Genomic DNA, 17,953 nt, shown 5'->3' with positions numbered 1-17,953 from the left:
GCATCATGCCAAGTCCCCGGTCAGTCCGCCGCCGCGCTCCAGCCGCCTTCGGCGCCGACGTGCAGGGCTCCCCCGTGCAGGTCGAAGGCGCGGGCGGTGCCGGTCCGGGTCCTGACGAGGGGTCCGGGGCCGTCGAAGGCGGCGGTACGGAGCCGGAAGACCTCCGGTGCGGTGCCGTCCCCGGTACTGATCCGCCAGGGCCCCGAGGGGGGCGCGTCGGAGCGGGGCGGGAGGGCCAACTGGAGCCGCGCGAGGGCCCGGTGCTCCTTGCCGTGGCGGGTGTGGGCGGCCGTCCAGGCGGCCAGGAGGAGCACCGCCCGGGTGGGCGCGGCGGGCGGGGGCGGGGCGTCGGCGAGGGAGGGCACCGGCCGTTCGCGCTCCGGGAGTTCTCCGAGCAGGTCCCGGCGGTCGCCGAGCGCGGACGCGAACCAGCGGGCGAGGCGCGGACCGCCCCGCTCGGCCCAGGCGCGGATCAGGTCGAGGAAGGCCGCCTCGCGGCGGGAGTCGTCCCGGGCGCCTGCGGCCAGGACCTCGCCGCCCGCTCCGGCGAAGGCCCGGCACAGGTCGGACACCGGGACCCGGTCCGCCTGCTCGGCGTACCGCACCGAGCGGAGCTCCAGCATGGCGAAGCGCAGCAGGGCGGCGGCGGTGTCCGCGCCGGGCCCCGGGGCTTCGCCGGGCGGCCGGGGCAGCGGGCGCGGCACGCGGGGCGGGCGGGCCGCGTCCGCGCGGCGGCCGGCGTCGGACAGGTGCCAGGAGCGGTCGTCGAGGCGGTGCTCGCCGCGGGCGGCCCGGATCCGGCCGCCGGGGCCCAGGAGGACCGCGACCCCGTCCGCTCCCGGCTCCAGGGCGACGCCGCCCCGCGCGTCGGCCAGGGTGAAGACGGCTTCCGTGACGCCGTCCAGCCACACGTTCAGCAGGGCGGGTTCTCCGTCGTCCTCGACGGGGAACCGGCGGTCGGCGCGGAGCTGGAGGTATCCGGTCAGGAGCGGGCCGGCCCGCTCCACCTGGAAGTGGCGCACGGACGCGGTCTCCAGGTCGTAGTCGAGGGCGAGTCCGGCCGTGCTCGACGGCTCGAACCGGTGGTGCGGCGCCATGACGTGTCCCTGGTGGTCGCGTCCGGGGAGGTCCCGGAACGGCGGGAGGAACGGGCCGACGTCGTGTCCGGCGAGCGCGGCCTGTTCGGTCATCCACGCGCGTCGCCGGTCGCTGTAGCCGCCCATCCACTCCAGTACGGCCGTCGCCCGCCGCTCGCGTTCGGCGGCGTCGGACGTGCTCGCCGCCCAGAACAGCGGGCGCAGGTTGTTGTCCCAGATGTCGGCGGCGGCGCGGATCGCCTCCCGGTCGTACCACCGGGCGTCCGCCGCGGCCTCCGCCATCCGCGCCACCGAGCGGTCCAGCAGCGCCGCCAGGACGGAGGAGGGGCGGGAAGGAGGGCGGGAAGGAGGGAGCGGCATGGGGCGATCGTCGCACAGGTGCCCGAAGGCGATGGGCCCGTTCAGGCGGGTGCGACCGCGCCTCGCCGCCTCCGGGCGGGGGACGGCGGGCCGACACGCGGGGTGGTGGGCGGGGTGGGGCGGGTGGGGCGGTTAGCGTCGGGGCGGGTGGGGGTTCTCCGGGGCGTTCTCGGGTGCCCGGTCGCCCGGCCGGTCCCGGGGTCCGGTCTTCCGTGGAGAGCCGAGGAGGCGTTCGTACGGTGTCCCGCAATCGCCGTCTGATCCTGAGTCCGCCGTCCACGGTGTGGGAGCTGCTGTCCGACGGCCACCGCTACGGCGAGTGGGTCTCGGGGACGCAGCGGGTCATCGCCGCCGATCCGCACTGGCCCGCGGTGGGGGCCCGGCTCCGGGTCCGGGTGGGCGTCGGTCCGCTCACCCTGGACGACACCTGCGTCGTCCGGATCTGCGAGCCGGGGCGGCGGCTCGAACTGGAGGCGAAGGCGGACCCCTTCGGGGCGGCGCGGATCGCCATGAACCTGGTCCCGTGGGGCGAGCACACCCTCTTCCTGCTCGAATGGCATCCGCTGCGGGGCCCCGGCACCCGCATGCACGGGCTTCCCGTCGACTACCTCGTCTCCGTCCGCAACGGCATGATGCTGACGAAGCTGGCCCGGATCGCGGTCCGCGAGCGGCGGACGGGGGCGGGGGTGGGGGCGTCCCGCTGAGCGGGTGACTTCCGTGGCTCATGTCCCACTTGTTTCAGGGGTGTTGAGCAGGGTTTCCGGCAGGGGTGAATGCTTCCGCAGCGAACCATAAACAAACCGGATGTGTGGTTTCATTTGAGAGGGCTTGCCGCACGGGCCTCCACCGGCGGGCCCTTCGGCACGTCATGACCGGGAAGGGGAATGCGTGATGCGGTTCAGACTCATCGGGCCGTTCCAGATCATCGGGGACGACGGGGAGGTCCTGCCCGGCGGGACGCCCAAGGTCTCGCAGATCCTGGCGCTGCTGCTCGTCCACGCCAACGACCTGGTGACCCCCGATACGTGCATCCAGGAGCTGTGGCCGCACGACCCGCCGCGCTCGGCGCTCAACACCGTCCAGACCTACGTGCACCACGCGCGCCGGCTGCTGCCCCGGCCCGAGGCCGGTGAGTCGCCGCTGACCACGCGGTTCGGCGGATACCTGCTGCGGGTCGACGAGTCGGCGATCGACGTGAAGGTGTTCGAGCGGCTGGTCGCCCGGGGCCGGGACGAGTTACGGGCCGGGCGGTGCGAGGCCGCGGCCGAGACGCTCGGGCGGGCGCTCGCCCTGTGGCGGGGCCCCGCGCTCGCCAACGTACCGGCCGGGGGTGTCCTCGGCGGGCGGGTGGTCCACCTGGAAGAGCTGCGGATCAGGGCACTGGAGCTGCGGGTGGAGGCGGTGGCCCGGCTCGGGCGGCTGCGTGAACTCGTACCGGAACTGCGGGCGCTGGTGCACGACTACCCGCTCAACGAGTGGTTCCACGGGCAGTTGATCGCCGCCCTGCACCAGGCGGGCCGGCGGGCGGAGGCGCTGGACGCCTACCGGGAGGTGCGGCGCATCCTGCGGGACGAGCTGGGGCTCGAACCCTCGCCGGACGTGCAGTGGCTGCACCAGCGGGTGCTGAGTCCGCCCCGGATGCCGCCCGCCTCCGCCGTGCCGCCGGGCATGGCCGCGGTGATGGCCGCGGAGGAGCCCCCGGAGGGGCGCGGGGACGACGGGGACGGCGTGGTGGTGCCGTGGCGCGGGCCGTCCGCCCGGCTGGGATGAGGGCGCGCGAAGGCGCCGCCCCTCCCCCGGCCGGGCGGGGCGCGTCAGTGCACCAGGCCGGACGCCGCGGCAGCCTCCGCCGCCTCGGCCCGCCAGGCCGGCATGTCGGCGTAGAGGTGGGCGGCGCGGGCGGCCGAGACCTCCAGGCGGGGCAGGACCGTGGGGGCGGCGACGGCCGGCAGGAGCAGTTGGAGCAGGAGCGCGATCTCGCCGGAGAGTTCGGGCTGCTCCGGGAGCGCCTCGGAGACGACGCGGACGCCGGTCCAGGCGCAGACCATCATGCGGGCGGCGTCCGCCACGTCGACGTGCGGCAGGACCTCGCCGCGCCCCTTGGCGTCGCCGAGCATGCCGGCGATCAGCTCGGTCCACTCGGGCCAGGCGGTGCCGAACTGACGGCGCGCGGAGAGGTCGAGGGCCATCCGCAGGGCCGCGCTGAGCATCGGTTCGCGGGGCAGCCGGTGGGCCAGCAGCAGCATGGTGTCGATCACCTCCTGGAGCTTGAGGGCCTGCGGCCGGACGCCGTCGGTGGTCACGGCGGCCTCCAGGACGCCGCGCGCCAGGTCCCCCTTGGAGGGGAAGTGGAAGTAGAGCGCGCCCTTGGTCACGTCGGCCCGCGCGAGGACCTCGGCGATGGTCGTCGACTTGTAGCCGTGCTCGTCGAAGATCGCGGCGGCGGCCTCCAGGATGACCCGCCTGGTCCGGATCGCGCGTTCCTGCTGTGCCACAGTCACCCCTTTTTGTATACGTGCGGTCTCCAACCGTCCCTTGAAAAGGACCGGTTAGCCGGTATCTTATCTCGCACCGGAATCAGGTACCCAGTCTCGGCCTGACCCCAGGGGGGATCATGTCCAAAGCACTGCTCGCCGATCGTCGACGGGACGTCACCGTCGCCCACCGGGCCGCGAGCCCCGTCCGCACCGTCCCCAAAGAGCTCGTGCACCTGCACGACCCGGAGGCGGTCCTGCTCACCAACTGGGCTCCGCTGGGCGGGGATCGCTACTCCGTGAGCGCGCGCTGGCCCGACTCCGGGGTGTACGGGGGCTCGGTCCCGCTGCTGCTCGCCCAGACGATGCGGCAGAGCGGCCTGCTCATCGGGCACGCCGAGGCGGAGGTGCCGCTGTCGCACCAGACCCTGCTGGGAGTCATGGACTTCGGCGTCTCCGAGGATTTTTATTGCTCCGGAAACAAACCGGACACCCTGTTCATTCTTGTGACGGTCAAGCGCGCCGGGCCGCGCTCCTTACGGCTGGAGCAGTCGATCCTGTCCGAGGGCCGGCCGGTCGCCGAGGCCCGGCTGTCCTTCAGCTGGATAGCCCCGGCGACCTACCGCCGGCTGCGCGGCCCGTACGCCGACGCCCCGTGGGGGGAGGCCGCGCCGCCCGCGCCGCTGGCGCCGCGCACCGTGGGCCGCGTCCGCGAGGAGGAGGTCGTCCTGGCCCCGTCCGGCCGGCCGGACCGCTGGCAGCTGCGCGTGGACACGTCGAACCTCGCGCTGTACGACCACCGGGTCGACCACGTGCCCGGCCTGGCCCTGGTCGAGGCGGCCCACCAGGCCCTGCACGCGACCGCCGGACCGGACCGGCACCCCGTCCGCCTGATGTGCACCTTCGACCGGTACGTCGAGTTCGACGCGCCGTGCTGGATCGACGCGGCCGTCGTCGCCGCCTCCGACGAGGGCCCGTCCCACGTCGAGATCACCGGCACGCAGCACGGCAGGCGCGCCTTCTCCGTCGCCATGGACCTGCGCCGGCCGGCGTAGCCACCGGCGCGGGAGCGCGCGAAGGGGGTGGTGCCCCGGTCCGGCCGGACCGGGGCACCACCCCCTCTGCCGCGCGTCCTCAGCGGTTGACGTACCCCCCGTCCACCGGCAGGACGGTGCCGGTGACGTACGAGGAGCGGTCGCTGAGCAGCCAGGCCGCGGCCTCGGCGACCTCCTCCGGCGCGGCGGTGCGGCCCTGCGGGACGGAGGCGTGGATCCGGTCCTGGAGGCCGGGGTTGCGCGCGTACCAGTCGGCGGTGATCTCGCTGAGCGTGGAGCCGGGCGCCACCGCGTTGACCCGGACGCCCCGGCCCGCGTACTCGTCGGCGGCGGCCCGGGTGAAGCCGACGACGGCGTGCTTGGAGGCGACGTACGGGGCGGCGGTGGGGATGGCCACGAGCCCGCCCACGCTGCTGTTGTTGACGATGGCGCCGCCGCCCGTGGGGAGCATGGCGGCGATCTCGGCGCGCAGGCAGTTCCACAGCCCCCGCACGTTGGTGTCGAGGATGGCGTCGTAGACGTCGTCGTCCATCTCGTGGAGGGGCGTCAGGTCGCCTCCCCGGCCCGCGTTGTTGAAGGCCCCGTCGAGCCTGCCGTGGTGGCGCAGCGCGTGGGCGACCGCGCGCCGGGCGTCCTCGGCCCGCGTCACGTCGCACAGCACCGCCGAGGCCGGGTGGCCCTTGTCCGTCAGTTCCGCCACGAGGGCGGCGAGCCGCGCCTCGCGGCGGGCCGCGAGGACGACCGCCGCCCCCTCCCCCGCGAAGACGCGGGCGGCGGCGGCGCCGATGCCGCTGCTCGCCCCCGTGATCAGCACGACCTTGCCCCGAAGTAATCCGTCCGAATCGACCATGGCGCCGATGGTGTCAGCGGAACGCCAGGGTCCGGTGTTCCGGAGGCAAAGGGGGTAAAGGATGTGTCAAGTCGGCGGTCCGGGGCGGGAGTTGAAGAGACCCGCCCCGGACCTCCGGTCACCCGCCCGCCGGCACGCGGCCCGGAGCCGGCGGGAAGTGGCCCACCTCCACGAAGAACTCCACGTAACGCGCGAAGAGTTCGGCGGTCAGGGGCGGGCAGTCGACGCCGGTCCCCGCGAGGGCGGCGAGGGTCTCGGAGGTGTCGATCGGCGGATAGAAGCCGTCGGTGTCCGAGGTCATCATCTCGAAGGCGTGCAGCAGTGGCCGGAGCGCGTTCCCCGGGTCCCCGGCGACCTTCTCGCTCCACTCCTCCCAGCCCAGCTCGGCCAGGTCGTAGCCGGCCTCCCGCAGGTGGGCGACGCACCGGCCGAGGCCGAGGGAGCTGCGGTTGAAGAGGTGGAAGGTGCGGCCGGCGGCGTCCGGGCGCCGCGACAGGGTGGTGATGGCGGCGCTGACGTAGTCGACGGGCAGGAGGTGGAACCGGCCCTCGGTGTCCGCCGGGACGGCACCGGACTGGAGGATGCCCTTCAGGCTCAGCCACACGAAGTCGCGGGTCTGGCAGGCCCCGGTGCGGGTGTCGCCGGAGATCACGTCCACCCGGTAGACGGAGACCGGCAGGCCCCGCTCGCGCGCGGCGCCGATGAGCTGCTCGGCGACCCACTTGCTCTGGAGGTAGCCGCTGGGGAGCGCCTCGGCGGGGCCGGTGGGGTCGGTGGTGCGCAGCGGCACGCCCTCCTCCCGGACGCCGTCGAAGACTCCGACCGTCGACACGTGGTGGACGGGGGCGGTGCGGTGCCGGGCCGCCAGGCGCAGCACCTCGCGCGTGCCCCGGACGTTGGCGTCGCGCAGCGCGGTGTACGGCTGGAGCCAGTGGACGCGGGCGCCGTTGTGGTAGACGACGTCCACCTCCCGCGCCAGCTCGTCGAACCGCTCCTCGGTGAGGCCGAGCCGCTCCTCGGCAAGGTCGCCGAGGACGAGGGAGAGGCGGCTCTCGTCGACCTCGTCCCACAGCCGGTACCACTCCATGTTGGCCCGCAGCCGCTTCAGGGCCTCGGCCTCGTCGGCGCCCCGGACCAGGCAGTGGACCGTCGCCGTGGTGGTCCGCATCAGGTCCCGCAGCAGGAAGGCGCCGAGGAAGCCGGTGGCCCCGGTGAGCAGGACGCGGCGCGGCGCGGCGGCGGTGCCGGCGGGGACGGAGACGGCCGCCGGGCGGATGTCGTCCGGGAGGACCGCCTCCGCCGCGAAGTCCACGGCGGCGGCCTCCGGGCCGTCCTCGGCGCCGGTCCCGCCGGGCAGCCGGGCGGAGACGAAGGCGGCGAGCGCGGCCGGGGTCGGGTGGTCGAAGACGAGCGTCGCGGGCAGCTTGGCGCCGGCCAGGGCGCTCAGCCGGTTGCGGAGCTCGACGGAGGTCAGCGAGTCGAAGCCGAGTTTGGTCAGCGGCTGGTCGGCGCCGATGCCCCGGGTGTCGGCGTGGCCGAGGACGGCCGCGATCCGGGCCAGGACCGCGTCGAGGACGGCCCGTTCGCGCGCGGGCCCGTCGAGGCCCGCGACCAGGTCGGCCGGGGAGCCCTCCTCCTCCGGGCCGCCGCCGTCCGCCGCGCGGCGGACGGGCGCGGGCGCCAGGGCGGTGAGCACGGCGGGGATCCGGTCGGGCCGTTCGCGCAGGACGCCGAGGTCCATCGGGGTGGCGACGAGGTCCGGCCGGCCGAGCGCGAGCGCCCGGTCGAGGAGCGCGGGCCCCCGGTCCTGCGCGACCGGCAGGAAGCCGCTGCGCGCGATGCGCCCGAGGTCGGCCTCGCCGAGGTGGCCGCTCATGCCGCCGGTCTGCTCCCACAGGCCCCAGGCGACGGAGGTCGCCGGGAGGCCGTGGGCGTGCCGGTGGGCGGCGAGGCCGTCCAGGAAGTGGTTGGCGGCGGCGTAGTTGGCCTGGCCGGGGCCGCCGACGACGGCGGCGACGGAGGAGAAGAGGACGAAGGCCGTCAGGTCCGTGCTGTGCCGGGTGAGCTGGTGCAGGTGCCAGGCGGCGTCGGCCTTGGGCCGCAGCACGGCGTGGAGCCGGTCGGGGGTGAGCGTGGCGAGGAGGCCGTCGTCGAGGACGCCTGCGGCGTGCACGACGCCGGTGAGCGGCAGGTCGGCGGGGACGGTGGCGAGGAGGCCGGCGAGCGCGGTGTGGTCGGCGGTGTCGCAGGCGGCGACGGTGACGCGGGCGCCGAGGGCGGTGAGTTCGGCGGCCAGTTCCCGGGCGCCGGGGGCGGCGGGGCCGCCGCGGCTGGTCAGGAGGAGGTGGCGGACGCCGTGCGCGGTCACGAGGTGGCGGGCGAAGAGGGCGCCGAGGCTGCCCGTGCCGCCGGTGATCAGGACCGTGCCGTCGGGGTTCCACACCGGGTCACGGCCGGGGGCGGCGGAAATTCGGCGCAGCCGGGGCAGGAGGATCCTGCCGTCGCGGAGGGCGGCCTGCGGCTCCCCGGAGGCGAGGACGCCGGACAGCGCCTGGAGGTCCGTCGTGTCGGTGTCGAGGAGGACCAGGCGGCCGGGGTGCTCGGACTGGGCCGAGCGGAGCAGGCCCCAGACCGCCGCGCCCGCGAGGTCCGTCACGTCCTCCCCGTCCGCGGCGGCCACCGCGCCCGAGGTGGCCACGGCCAGCCGGACCCCCTCCAGCCGCTCGTCCGCCAGCCACTCCCGTACGACCCCGAGGGCCTTCTCCGTCGTGGCGTGGACGGAGCCGGGCAGCGAGCCCGCCGGTTCCGGTGCGACGCGCAGGAGGACGAGGGGGAGGGTACGGCCCGAGGCGACCGCGTCGGCCGCCTCGGCGGGGTCCGCGAAGTCGCCGCCCGCGCCGAGCACGGCGGGGGCCGGGGCGTCCCCGGGGGTCTCCCCCGTCGTGGCCAGCGGTGTCCAGGCGACGTGGAACAGCTCGTCGTCGAGGCGGGCGGCGGCGCGGGCGAGCGCGTCCCCGGCGACCGCCCGCACCGCGAGGCCGTCGACGGTGGCGACCGGCCGGCCGGTGGTGTCGGTCAGCTCGACGCGGGACGTGCCGGGGGCGGCCGGGGCGATGCGGACGCGGAGGGCGGTGGCGCCGGTCGCGTGGAGCCGTACGCCGTGCCAGTGGCCGGCGAGCGGGGCGCCGTCCTCCCGTACGGCCGCGGTCAGGGGGCGTACGGCCGCGTCGAGGAGGGCGGGGTGGAGCGTGAAGCCGTCGGAGGCCGTGCCGGGGCCGGCGGTCGCGGCCGGGGGCAGCGCGACCTCGGCGAACAGTTCGTCGCCCCGGCGCCACACGGCGGTGGGCCCCTGGAAGGCGGGGCCGTGCGCGAGGCCGGACGCGGCGAGTCCCCCCGCCAGGGTGCCGGGGTCGATCTCCTCGGCCCCGGCGGGCGGCCAGGCGGCCGGGTCGGCCCCGGCCGGGGTGCCCGTCGCCGCGCTCAGGGTGCCGTGGGCGTGCGCGGTCCAGGGGGCGTCGGGGTCGTCGGGGCGGCCGTGCACGGTGAAGGGGCGGCGGCCGGTGCCGTCGGCGGCGTCCACGGCGACCTGGAGCTGGTGGGCGCCGCCGGGGGCGAGGAGCGCGGGCGCGTCCAGGACCAGTTCGTCGAGGACGGCCGTGCCGCTCTCGTCCCCGGCCCTGATCACGAGTTCGACGAGCGCGGCCGGGGGCAGCGCCGCCGAGCCCCCGGCGGTGTGGTCGGCGAGCCACGGGTGGGTGCGGGGCGAGAAGGTGGCGGTGAAGACGGTCCGGTCGGTGCCCGCGAGGGCGACGGCCGCGCCGAGCAGCGGGTGCCCGGTGGGCCGGAGCCCGAGTCCGGCGGCCCCGGCCGAGGCGGGCGCGGCCTGGACCCAGTACCGCTCCCGCTGGAAGGCGTAGGTGGGGAGGTCGACGCGGGTGCTGCCGGTGGGGAAGAGGGCCCGCCAGTCGACGGGTACGCCGTGCTGGTGGAGCCGGCCGACGGCGGCGACGGCGGTCGGCGCCTCGGGCCGGTCGCGGCGCAGCAGGGGGACGGCGGTGGGGACGAGGTCGGCCGCGAGGGCGGACAGGACGCCGTCGGGGCCGATCTCCAGGGCGGCGGTGACGCCCTGGGCGGCCAGGGTCTCGACGGCGTCGGCGAAGCGGACGGTGCCCCGGACCTGGTCGGCCCAGTACTGGGCGGTGCGCAGGTCGTCGCCGGTGGCGACCTTGCCGGTGAGGGTGGAGACGACCGGGATACGGGGGGCCGCGTAGGTGAGTTCGGAGGCGCGGGCCGTGAACTCCGCCAGCATCGGGTCCATCAGCGGCGAGTGGAAGGCGTGACTGACCGAGAGCCGCTTGGTCTTACGGCCCTGCTCCGCGAGCTTCCCGGCCACCGCGAGGACGGCGGTCTCGTCGCCGGAGAGGACCACGGAGGCGGGTCCGTTGACGGCGGCGACCGAGACGGCGCCGTCGAGCAGGGGAAGGACCTCCTCCTCGGTGGCCTGTACGGCGACCATCGCGCCGCCCTCCGGCAGCGCCTGCATCAGCGTCGCGCGGGCCGCCACGAGGCGTACGGCGTCCTCCAGGGAGAGCACCCCGGCGACATGTGCGGCGGCGAGCTCGCCGATGGAGTGCCCGGCGACGAAGTCCGGGCGCACGCCCCAGGATTCGACCAGCCGGAAGAGCGCGACCTCGACGGCGAACAGCGCGGGCTGCGTCCAGCCGGTCTCGTCCAGCCCCTCCCCCGAGGCGATGACGTCCTGGACCGAACCGTCCAGGTGCGCGTCGAGGAGGGCGGTGATCTCGTCGAAGGCGGTGGCAAACACCGGGAAGGAGGCGTGCAGTTCACGGGCCATGCCGGTGCGCTGCGCGCCCTGGCCGGTGAAGAGGAAGCCGAGCCGGCCGCCCGCGCGCTCGCCGTGGGTGAGCCCCGGGGCCGTACCGCCGTCGGCCAGGGCCGCGACCCCGGCGAGGAGTTCGGCCCGGTCGCGGCCCGTCACCACCGCCCGGTGGTCCAGCGAGGCGCGGCCGGTCGCCAGGGAGAAACCGACGTCCCGGGCGGAGAGGGCGGGATCGGCGGTGAGGTGGTCGTGGAGGCGGCGGGCCTGGGCGCGCAGGGCGTCCGCCGTCCTGGCCGACAGCAGCCAGGGCACCACGGGCATCGGGGGCGCGTCCGGGGCCGGTTCGGGGGCCGCCGGGTCCTGCGCGGGCGGCTGTTCGAGGATGACGTGGGCGTTGGTGCCGCTGACGCCGAAGGCGGAGACGGCGGCGCGGCGCTCGCGCCCGGTCTCCGGCCAGGCGCGGGCCTCGGTGAGGAGGGAGACGGCGCCGGAGTCCCAGTCGGCCATCGGGGTGGGCCGCTCCACGTGCAGGGTGCGGGGCAGGACGCCCCGTTCCATGGCCTGGATCATCTTGATGACGCCGCCGACACCGGCGGCGGCGACCGTGTGCCCGAGGTTCGACTTGAGGGAGCCGAGGTGGAGCGGCCGGTCCGCGGGCCGGTCCTGGCCGTAGGTGGCGAGCAGGGCCTGCGCCTCGATGGGGTCGCCCAGGCGGGTGCCGGTGCCGTGCGCCTCGACGGCGTCGACGTCGACGGGGGTGAGGCGGGCGTCGGCGAGGGCCTGGCGGATGACGCGCTCCTGCGACGGGCCGTTGGGGGCGGTCAGGCCGTTGGAGGCGCCGTCCTGGTTGACGGCGGTGCCCCGGACGACGGCGAGGACCCGGTGGCCGTGGCGGCGGGCGTCGGAGAGCCGCTCGACCAGAAGCATGCCGACGCCCTCGGACCACGAGGTGCCGTCGGCGTCGGCGGAGAAGGACTTGATCCGGCCGTCGGGGGCGAGGCCGCTCTGCCGGGAGAAGTCGACGAAGCCGCCGGGGGTCGCGGTCACCGTGACGCCGCCCGCGAGCGCGAGGTCGGATTCGCCGGAGCGCAGCGACTGGACGGCGAGGTGGAGGGCGACGAGGGAGGACGAGCAGGCGGTGTCGACGGAGACCGCCGGGCCTTCGAGGCCGAGGCTGTAGGCGATGCGGCCGGAGGCGACGCTGCTCAGCTTGCTGGTCAGCAGGTAGCCCTCGAACTCCTCGGGCCCGTCGAGGCCCAGGTAGCTCTGCTCGATGATGCCCGCGAAGACGCCGGTGCGGCTGCCGCGCAGGGTCTCCGGGTCTATGCCGGCCTGCTCCAGCGCCTCCCAGGAGGTCTCCAGGAGGAGGCGCTGCTGCGGGTCCATGGCGAGGGCCTCGCGGGGCGAGATGCCGAAGAAGCCGGCGTCGAAGAGGGCCGCGTCGTGGAGGAAGCCCGCCCGGCGGGTGTACGAGGTGCCGGGGCGGTCCGGGTCGGGGTCGTAGAGTCGGTCCAGGTCCCAGCCCCGGTCGGTGGGGAAGTCGGTGATGGCGTCGGTGCCGTTCGCGACGAGCCGCCACAGGTCGTCGGCGGAGGCGACGCCGCCGGGGAAGCGGCAGGCCATGCCGACGACGGCGACGGGGTCGGGTTCGGCCGCCTCCAGTTCGGCGATCCTGCGGTTCGCCTTCTGCAGGTCGACGGTGACCCGCTTCAGGTACTCGACGAGTTTCTCTTCGTTCGACGGGCTGGACATCGGGTGCGTGCTCTCCTCGGGCGAAGGGCGGAAGGCGGGCGACGGGGCGGGGGCGGGGTGCGGGGTGGGGCCGTGAAGGGGGATCAGGGGCGGCCGAGTTCGCCGTCGATGAGGCTGAGGAGTTCGTCGACGGAGGCCGCCTCGATCGCCTCGGCGGCGGCGTCGGCGGCCGTGTCCGGCCGGCCGGCCGCCGCTCCTCCCGTCCCCTCGACGCGGGCGAGGAGGGCGCGGAGGCGTCCGGAGAGCGCCGAGCGGTCCTCGTCGTCCCCGGTGAGGGAGGCCAGCTTCCCTTCCATGGCGTCGAGTTCGTCGAGGAGGGCGCGGCGGGCGTCGGGGGCCCGCGGGACGAGGCGTTCGCGCAGGAGGGCGACGAGGGCCGCCGGGGTGGGGTGGTCGAAGACGAGGGTGGCGGGGAGCCGGGTGCCGGTGGCGGTGGTGAGCCGGTTGCGCAGGTCGACGGCGGTGAGCGAGTCGAAGCCCAGGTCCTGGAAGGCGCGGTCCGGGGCGATGGCCCCGGCGTCGGTGCGGGCGAGGACGGCGGCCACCTCGGTCCGGACGAGGGTGAGCAGGAGCTGCTCCTGCTCGACCTCGCTCAGGCCGGTCAGGCGGGCGGTGAGCGCGGCGGCCGGGTCGGCGGCCGTGCCGGGGGCCGTCTCGGCGGGTCCGGCGGCGACGCGGCGGCCGGACGGGGCGGCGAGTTCGGTCAGGAGGGCGGGGACGCGGGTCTGGGCGCGGAGGGCGGAGACGCCGACCGGGGTGGCGACGAGCGCGGCCCGGCCGTCGGCGGTGGCGCGGTCGAAGAGGGAGAGGCCCTCGACGCGGGCGATCGGCCGGAAGCCGTCGCGGGCGAAGCGGTTGAGGTCGGCCTCGGAGAGGTGGGCGTTGATGCCGCCGAGCTGCCACAGGCCCCAGGCGATGGAGGTCGCGGGCAGGCCGTGGGCGTGCCGGTGGGCGGCGAGGCCGTCCAGGAAGTGGTTGGCGGCGGCGTAGTTGGCCTGGCCGGGGCCGCCGAGGACGCCGACGGTGGAGGAGAACAGCACGAACGCGTCGAGGGGCATGTCCCTGGTCAGTTCGTGGAGGTGCCAGGCGGCGTCGGCCTTGGGCCGCAGCACGGCGTCGAGCCGGTCGCCGGTGAGGGCGGGGAGCAGGCCGTTGTCGAGGACGCCGGCGGTGTGCACGACGGCGGTCAGCGGGTGCTCGGCCGGGATCGCGGCGATGGCCTCGGCGAGCGCGGCGCGGTCGGCGACGTCGACGGCGGCGAGGGTGACGTGGGCGCCGATGCCGCGCAGGTCGTCGAGGAGCGGCCGGACGTGCGCGGCCTCGCCGCCGCTGCGGGTGAGGAGCAGGAGCCGGGAGGCGCCGTGCTCCGCGACGAGGTGGCGGGCGATCTCGGCGCCCAGGGTGCCGGTGCCGCCGGTGACGAGGACGGTGCCGTCCTTCTTCCAGGCCGGGGCCCTGCCGGGGGCGGTGGCGGGGACGCGGCGCAGGCGGGGCAGGAGGATCCTGCCGTCGCGGAGGGCGGCCTGCGGTTCGCCGGAGGCGAGGACGCCGGACAGCGCCTCGGGGTCCGTCGTGTCGGTGTCGAGGAGGACCAGGCGGCCGGGGTGCTCGGACTGGGCCGAGCGGAGCAGGCCCCAGACGGCCGCGCCCGCGAGGTCGGTCACGTCCTCCTTCTCCTCCGTCGCGACCGCGCCCGAGGTCGCCACGGCCAGCCGGACCCCCTCCAGCCGCTCGTCCGCCAGCCACTCCCGTACGACCCCGAGGGCCTTGTGGGTGGCGTCGTGGACGGCGGTGACCCGGTCGGTGCCGGTACGGGCCGGGGGCCACGGCAGCAGGACCGCGTCGGTGCCGGGGGCGAGGGCGCCGGACGCGAGGGCGTCGGCGACGGCCGCCGGGGTCGGGTACCGCGCCTCGCCCGTGCCGCCCGTGCCGTCCGGGTCGAGGACGGCCGTCGTGCGCGGGCCGGGGGCGGGGTCCGGAAGGACGGCGGGCGTCCAGTCCAGGTGGAACAGCGACTCGCGGCCGGTGCTGTCGCCGCCGACGGCGGCCCGGAACTGCTCGTTGGGCACGTCACGGAAGACGATGGAGTCGACCGAGACGACGAGGTCACCCTCGGCGTCGGCCAGTTGGAGCGAGAAGGAGTCGGCGTCGATCTCCGTGACCCGCGCCCGGACGGCGGTCGCACCGGTCGCGTGGAGCCGTACGCCGTACCAGTCGGCCGGCACCGGGACCGTGCCCGCCTCGGGGTCGACGGGCCGGGTCGGCAGGGCCGCCTGGAGCAGCACGGGGTGGAGCCCGTACCGGCCCGCGTCGGTCCGCAGTCCTTCGGGGAGCCGGATCTCGGTGGTGCGGTCCTCGGCGTCCTCGTCCCAGGCCGGGACGGTCACGGCCTCGGGCTCCTCGGTGAGGTACCAGCCCTCGGCGTGCATGGTCCACGGCGCGTCGAAGTCGTCGGGGCGGGAGTAGAGGCACAGGCAGTGGCGTCCGCTGTCGTCCGGGGTGCCGGCCCTGACCTGGAGCTGGATGTTGCCCTCCTCGGGGAGGACCAGCGGCACCTGGAGGTTGAGCTCGTCGAGGGCCGGATGCCCAATCAGGTCGCCCGCGTGGATGGCTAGTTCGACGAGGGCGGAGGCGGGCAGCACGGGCGAGCCGAGGACGACGTGGTCGGCGAGCCACGGGTGGCTGCGCAGGGAGAGCCGGCTCGTGAAGAGGATCTGGTTGAACCCGGCCACGGTGACGGGCGAGCCGAGGACCGGGTGCCCGGTGGTGGGGGCTCCGGCGCCGAAGGGCTCGGCGGCGGGGCGGGGTTCGAGCCAGTACCGGCGGCGCTGGAAGGCGTACGTGGGCAGCGGGACGCGGCGGGCGCCGGTCCCCTCGTACAGCGCCTCCCAGCGGACGGGGACGCCGCGCGCGTACAGCGATCCGACCGCCAGGAGGAGGGTGCCCGCCTCGTCGCGGCCCCGGCGCAGGGCGGGCACGGCGCCCTCGGTGAGGGCGGAGAGGACGCCGTCGGGGCCGATCTCCAGGTACGAGGTGACGCCCTCGGCGGCCAGGGTGTCCACGGCGTCGGCGAAGCGGACGGTGCCCCGCACCTGGTCGGCCCAGTAGGCGGCCGTGCGCAGGTCGTCACCGGTCGCGAGCCGGCCGGTGAGGGTGGAGACGACCGCGATGTCCGGTGCCGTGTACGTGAGTTCGGAGGCGACGGCCGTGAACTCCGCCAGCATCGGGTCCATCAGAGGCGAGTGGAAGGCGTGGCTGACCGACAGGCGCTTGGTCTTGCGACCCAGCTCCGCCAGCTTCCCGGCCGCCGCGAGGACGGCCGTCTCCTCACCGGAGAGGACCACGGAGGCGGGGCCGTTGACGGCGGCGACCGAGACGGCACCGTCGAGCAGGGGGATCACCTCCTCCTCGGTGGCCTGTACGGCGACCATCGCACCGCCCTCCGGCAGCGCCTGCATCAGCCGCGCCCGCGCCACCACCAGGCGGACCGCGTCCTGGAGCGAGAAGACCCCGGCGACGTGCGCGGCGGCGAGCTCGCCGATGGAGTGCCCGGCGACGAAGTCCGGCTTCACGCCCCAGGACTCCACCAGCCGGAAGAGCGCGACCTCGACCGCGAACAGCGCGGGCTGCGTCCAGCCGGTCTCGTCCAGCCCCTCCCCCGACGCGATCACTTCGCGCACCGAACCGCCCAGACCCGCGTCCAGGAGATCCGCGATCTCGTCGAAGGCCGACGCGAACACCGGGAACGAGGCGTGCAGTTCACGGGCCATTCCGGCGCGCTGGGCGCCCTGGCCGGTGAAGAGGAAGCCGAGCCGGCCGCCCGCGCGCTCGCCGTGGACCAGGCCCGGGGCCGTACCGCCCTCGGCCAGGGCGCGGACCCCGGCGAGGAGTTCGGCCCGGTCGCGGCCCGTCACCACCGCCCGGTGGTCCAGCGAGGCGCGACCGGTCGCCAGGGAGAAGCCGACGTCCAGGGGGGAGACGCCAAGGTCCGCCGTGAGGCGGGCGTAGAGGCGGCGGGCCTGGTCGCGCAGGGCGTCGGCGGTCTTGCCGGAGACGGTCCACGGGACGACGGGCAGGGCGGTCGGCCCGTCCGTGCTCCCGGGGGTCTCCTCCGGTTCCGCCGGTGCGGGCAGGGGCTCCTCGATGATGACGTGGGCGTTGGTGCCGCCGAAGCCGAAGGAGGAGACGGCGGCGCGGCGCGGGGTGGCGGTCCTGGGCCAGGGCCTGGCCTCGTGGAGGAGGGCGATGGCGCCCGCGTCCCAGTCGACGTGGGTGGTGGGCCGGTCCGCGTGGAGGGTGCGGGGCAGCACCTCGTGCTCCATGGCCTGGATCATCTTGATGATGCCGCCGACACCGGCGGCGGCCTGGGCGTGGGCGATGTTCGACTTGAGGGAGCCGAGGTGGAGGGGGCGGTCGCCGGGCCGGTCCTGGCCGTAGGTGGCGAAGAGGGCCTGGGCCTCGATGGGGTCGCCGAGGCGGGTGCCGGTGCCGTGCGCCTCGACGGCGTCGATGTCGGCGGGGGTGAGGCCGGCGCTCGCCAGGGCCTGGCGGATGACGCGTTCCTGCGCGGGGCCGTTGGGGGCGGTCAGCCCGTTGGAGGCGCCGTCCTGGTTGACGGCCGAGCCGCGGACGACGGCGAGGACCCGGTGGCCGTGGCGGCGGGCGTCGGACAGCTTCTCCAGGAGGAGGAGGCCGACGCCCTCGGCCCAGCCGGTGCCGTCGGCGTCGGCGGAGAAGGACTTGCTGCGGCCGTCGGCGGCGAGGCCCCGCAGGCGGGAGAACTCGACGAAGGCGACGGGGGTGGACATGACGGTGACGCCGCCCGCGAGGGCGAGTTCGCACTCGCCGCGCCGCAGGGCGTTGGCGGCGAGGTGAAGGGCGACGAGGGAGGACGAGCAGGCCGTGTCGACGGTGACGGCGGGCCCTTCGAGGCCGTACGTGTAGGCGACGCGGCCGGAGGCGATGGAGCCCGCGCTGCCGCTGAAGAGGTAGCCCTCGAAGCCCTCCGGGGGGAGGTGGGGGCGGGAGCCGTAGTCGTTGTACATGACGCCGGTGAAGACGCCCGTGCGGGTGCCCTTGAGGGAGACGGGGTCGATGCCGGCGCGTTCGAAGGTCTCCCAGGCGGTCTCCAGGAGGAGGCGCTGCTGCGGGTCGGCGGCGAGGGCCTCGCGGGGGGACATGCCGAAGAGCTCCGGGTCGAAGAGGTCGGCGTCGTAGAGGAAGCCGCCCTCGCGGGAGTAGGAGGTGCCGGTCTTCTCGGGGTCGGGGTCGTAGAGGTGCTCCAGGTCCCAGCCCCGGTCGGTGGGGAAGTCGGAGACGGCGTCGACGCCGTCGGCCACCAGGCGCCACAGGTCCTCGGGGGAGGCGACGCCGCCGGGGTAGCGGCAGGCCATGGAGACGATCGCGATCGGCTCCTGCTCCTTGTCCTCGACCTCGCGGAGACGCTTGCGGGCGTCTCGGGCGTCGGCGATGGCCCTCTTGAGGTATTCGCGGAGTTGTACCTCGTCAGCCACGTGAATTCAGCT

At 75.8% G+C, this 17,953-nt stretch carries 7 protein-coding genes and 1 pseudogene; 3 read left to right on the top strand and 5 right to left on the bottom strand.

Features of this window, described 5'->3' with window-relative positions; genetic code table 11:
* Positions 1-20: 20 nt before the first annotated feature.
* Positions 21-1,457, bottom strand: a complete 1,437-nt coding sequence (locus IE219_RS29210) for a hypothetical protein (RefSeq protein ID WP_189982939.1) — start codon at positions 1,455-1,457, stop codon at positions 21-23.
* 239 nt (positions 1,458-1,696) lie between these two features.
* Here IE219_RS29210 and IE219_RS29205 point away from each other — a divergent pair, with 239 nt between their 5' ends.
* Both IE219_RS29205 and IE219_RS29200 read left to right on the top strand, forming a co-directional pair.
* Complete coding sequence (locus tag IE219_RS29205) at positions 1,697-2,161, top strand: SRPBCC family protein (protein ID WP_189982938.1); 465 nt, start codon at positions 1,697-1,699, stop codon at positions 2,159-2,161.
* A 187-nt stretch (positions 2,162-2,348) separates the two neighbouring features.
* Positions 2,349-3,227 (top strand): AfsR/SARP family transcriptional regulator, encoded by an 879-nt coding sequence (locus IE219_RS29200; protein ID WP_189982937.1) that lies wholly within the window; start codon positions 2,349-2,351, stop codon positions 3,225-3,227.
* Positions 3,228-3,271: 44 nt separating this feature from the next.
* Here the strand turns inward: IE219_RS29200 and IE219_RS29195 are convergent, their stop codons facing one another.
* Positions 3,272-3,958, bottom strand: coding sequence for a ScbR family autoregulator-binding transcription factor (locus IE219_RS29195; RefSeq protein WP_229850154.1), 687 nt, complete (start codon positions 3,956-3,958; stop codon positions 3,272-3,274).
* 113 nt (positions 3,959-4,071) lie between these two features.
* Here IE219_RS29195 and IE219_RS29190 point away from each other — a divergent pair, with 113 nt between their 5' ends.
* A complete protein-coding gene (locus IE219_RS29190) occupies positions 4,072-4,986 on the top strand; it encodes a ScbA/BarX family gamma-butyrolactone biosynthesis protein (RefSeq protein WP_189982936.1) in 915 nt (304 codons plus the stop codon).
* 79 nt (positions 4,987-5,065) lie between these two features.
* Here IE219_RS29190 and IE219_RS29185 read toward each other — a convergent pair whose 3' ends face one another.
* From IE219_RS29185 to IE219_RS29175, 3 genes and pseudogenes are all read right to left on the bottom strand, one after another.
* Positions 5,066-5,836: an SDR family NAD(P)-dependent oxidoreductase gene (locus tag IE219_RS29185; protein ID WP_189982935.1), complete on the bottom strand. Its 771-nt coding sequence runs from the start codon at positions 5,834-5,836 to the stop codon at positions 5,066-5,068.
* A gap of 118 nt (positions 5,837-5,954) precedes the next feature.
* A complete protein-coding gene (locus IE219_RS29180) occupies positions 5,955-12,512 on the bottom strand; it encodes a type I polyketide synthase (protein ID WP_444545653.1) in 6,558 nt (2,185 codons plus the stop codon).
* Positions 12,512-17,923 (bottom strand): annotated as a pseudogene (locus IE219_RS29175) (SDR family NAD(P)-dependent oxidoreductase); the annotation flags it as partial. The gene IE219_RS29180 and the pseudogene IE219_RS29175, both read right to left, overlap by 1 nt.
* Positions 17,924-17,953 lie beyond the last annotated feature (30 nt).

The sequence above is a fragment of the Streptomyces termitum genome, assembly GCF_014650175.1.
Taxonomy (GTDB): domain Bacteria; phylum Actinomycetota; class Actinomycetes; order Streptomycetales; family Streptomycetaceae; genus Streptomyces; species Streptomyces termitum.
This window is presented reverse-complemented; position numbering and strand designations above follow the sequence as displayed.

Excerpts from the sequence above, each read along its gene's own strand:
- IE219_RS29190 (WP_189982936.1), top strand. The coding sequence starts at position 4,072 with ATGTCCAAAGCACTGCTCGCCGATCGTCGACGGGACGTCACCGTCGCC.
- IE219_RS29210 (WP_189982939.1), bottom strand. The coding sequence starts at position 1,457 with ATGCCGCTCCCTCCTTCCCGCCCTCCTTCCCGCCCCTCCTCCGTCCTG.
- IE219_RS29200 (WP_189982937.1), top strand. The coding sequence starts at position 2,349 with ATGCGGTTCAGACTCATCGGGCCGTTCCAGATCATCGGGGACGACGGG.
- IE219_RS29185 (WP_189982935.1), bottom strand. The coding sequence starts at position 5,836 with ATGGTCGATTCGGACGGATTACTTCGGGGCAAGGTCGTGCTGATCACG.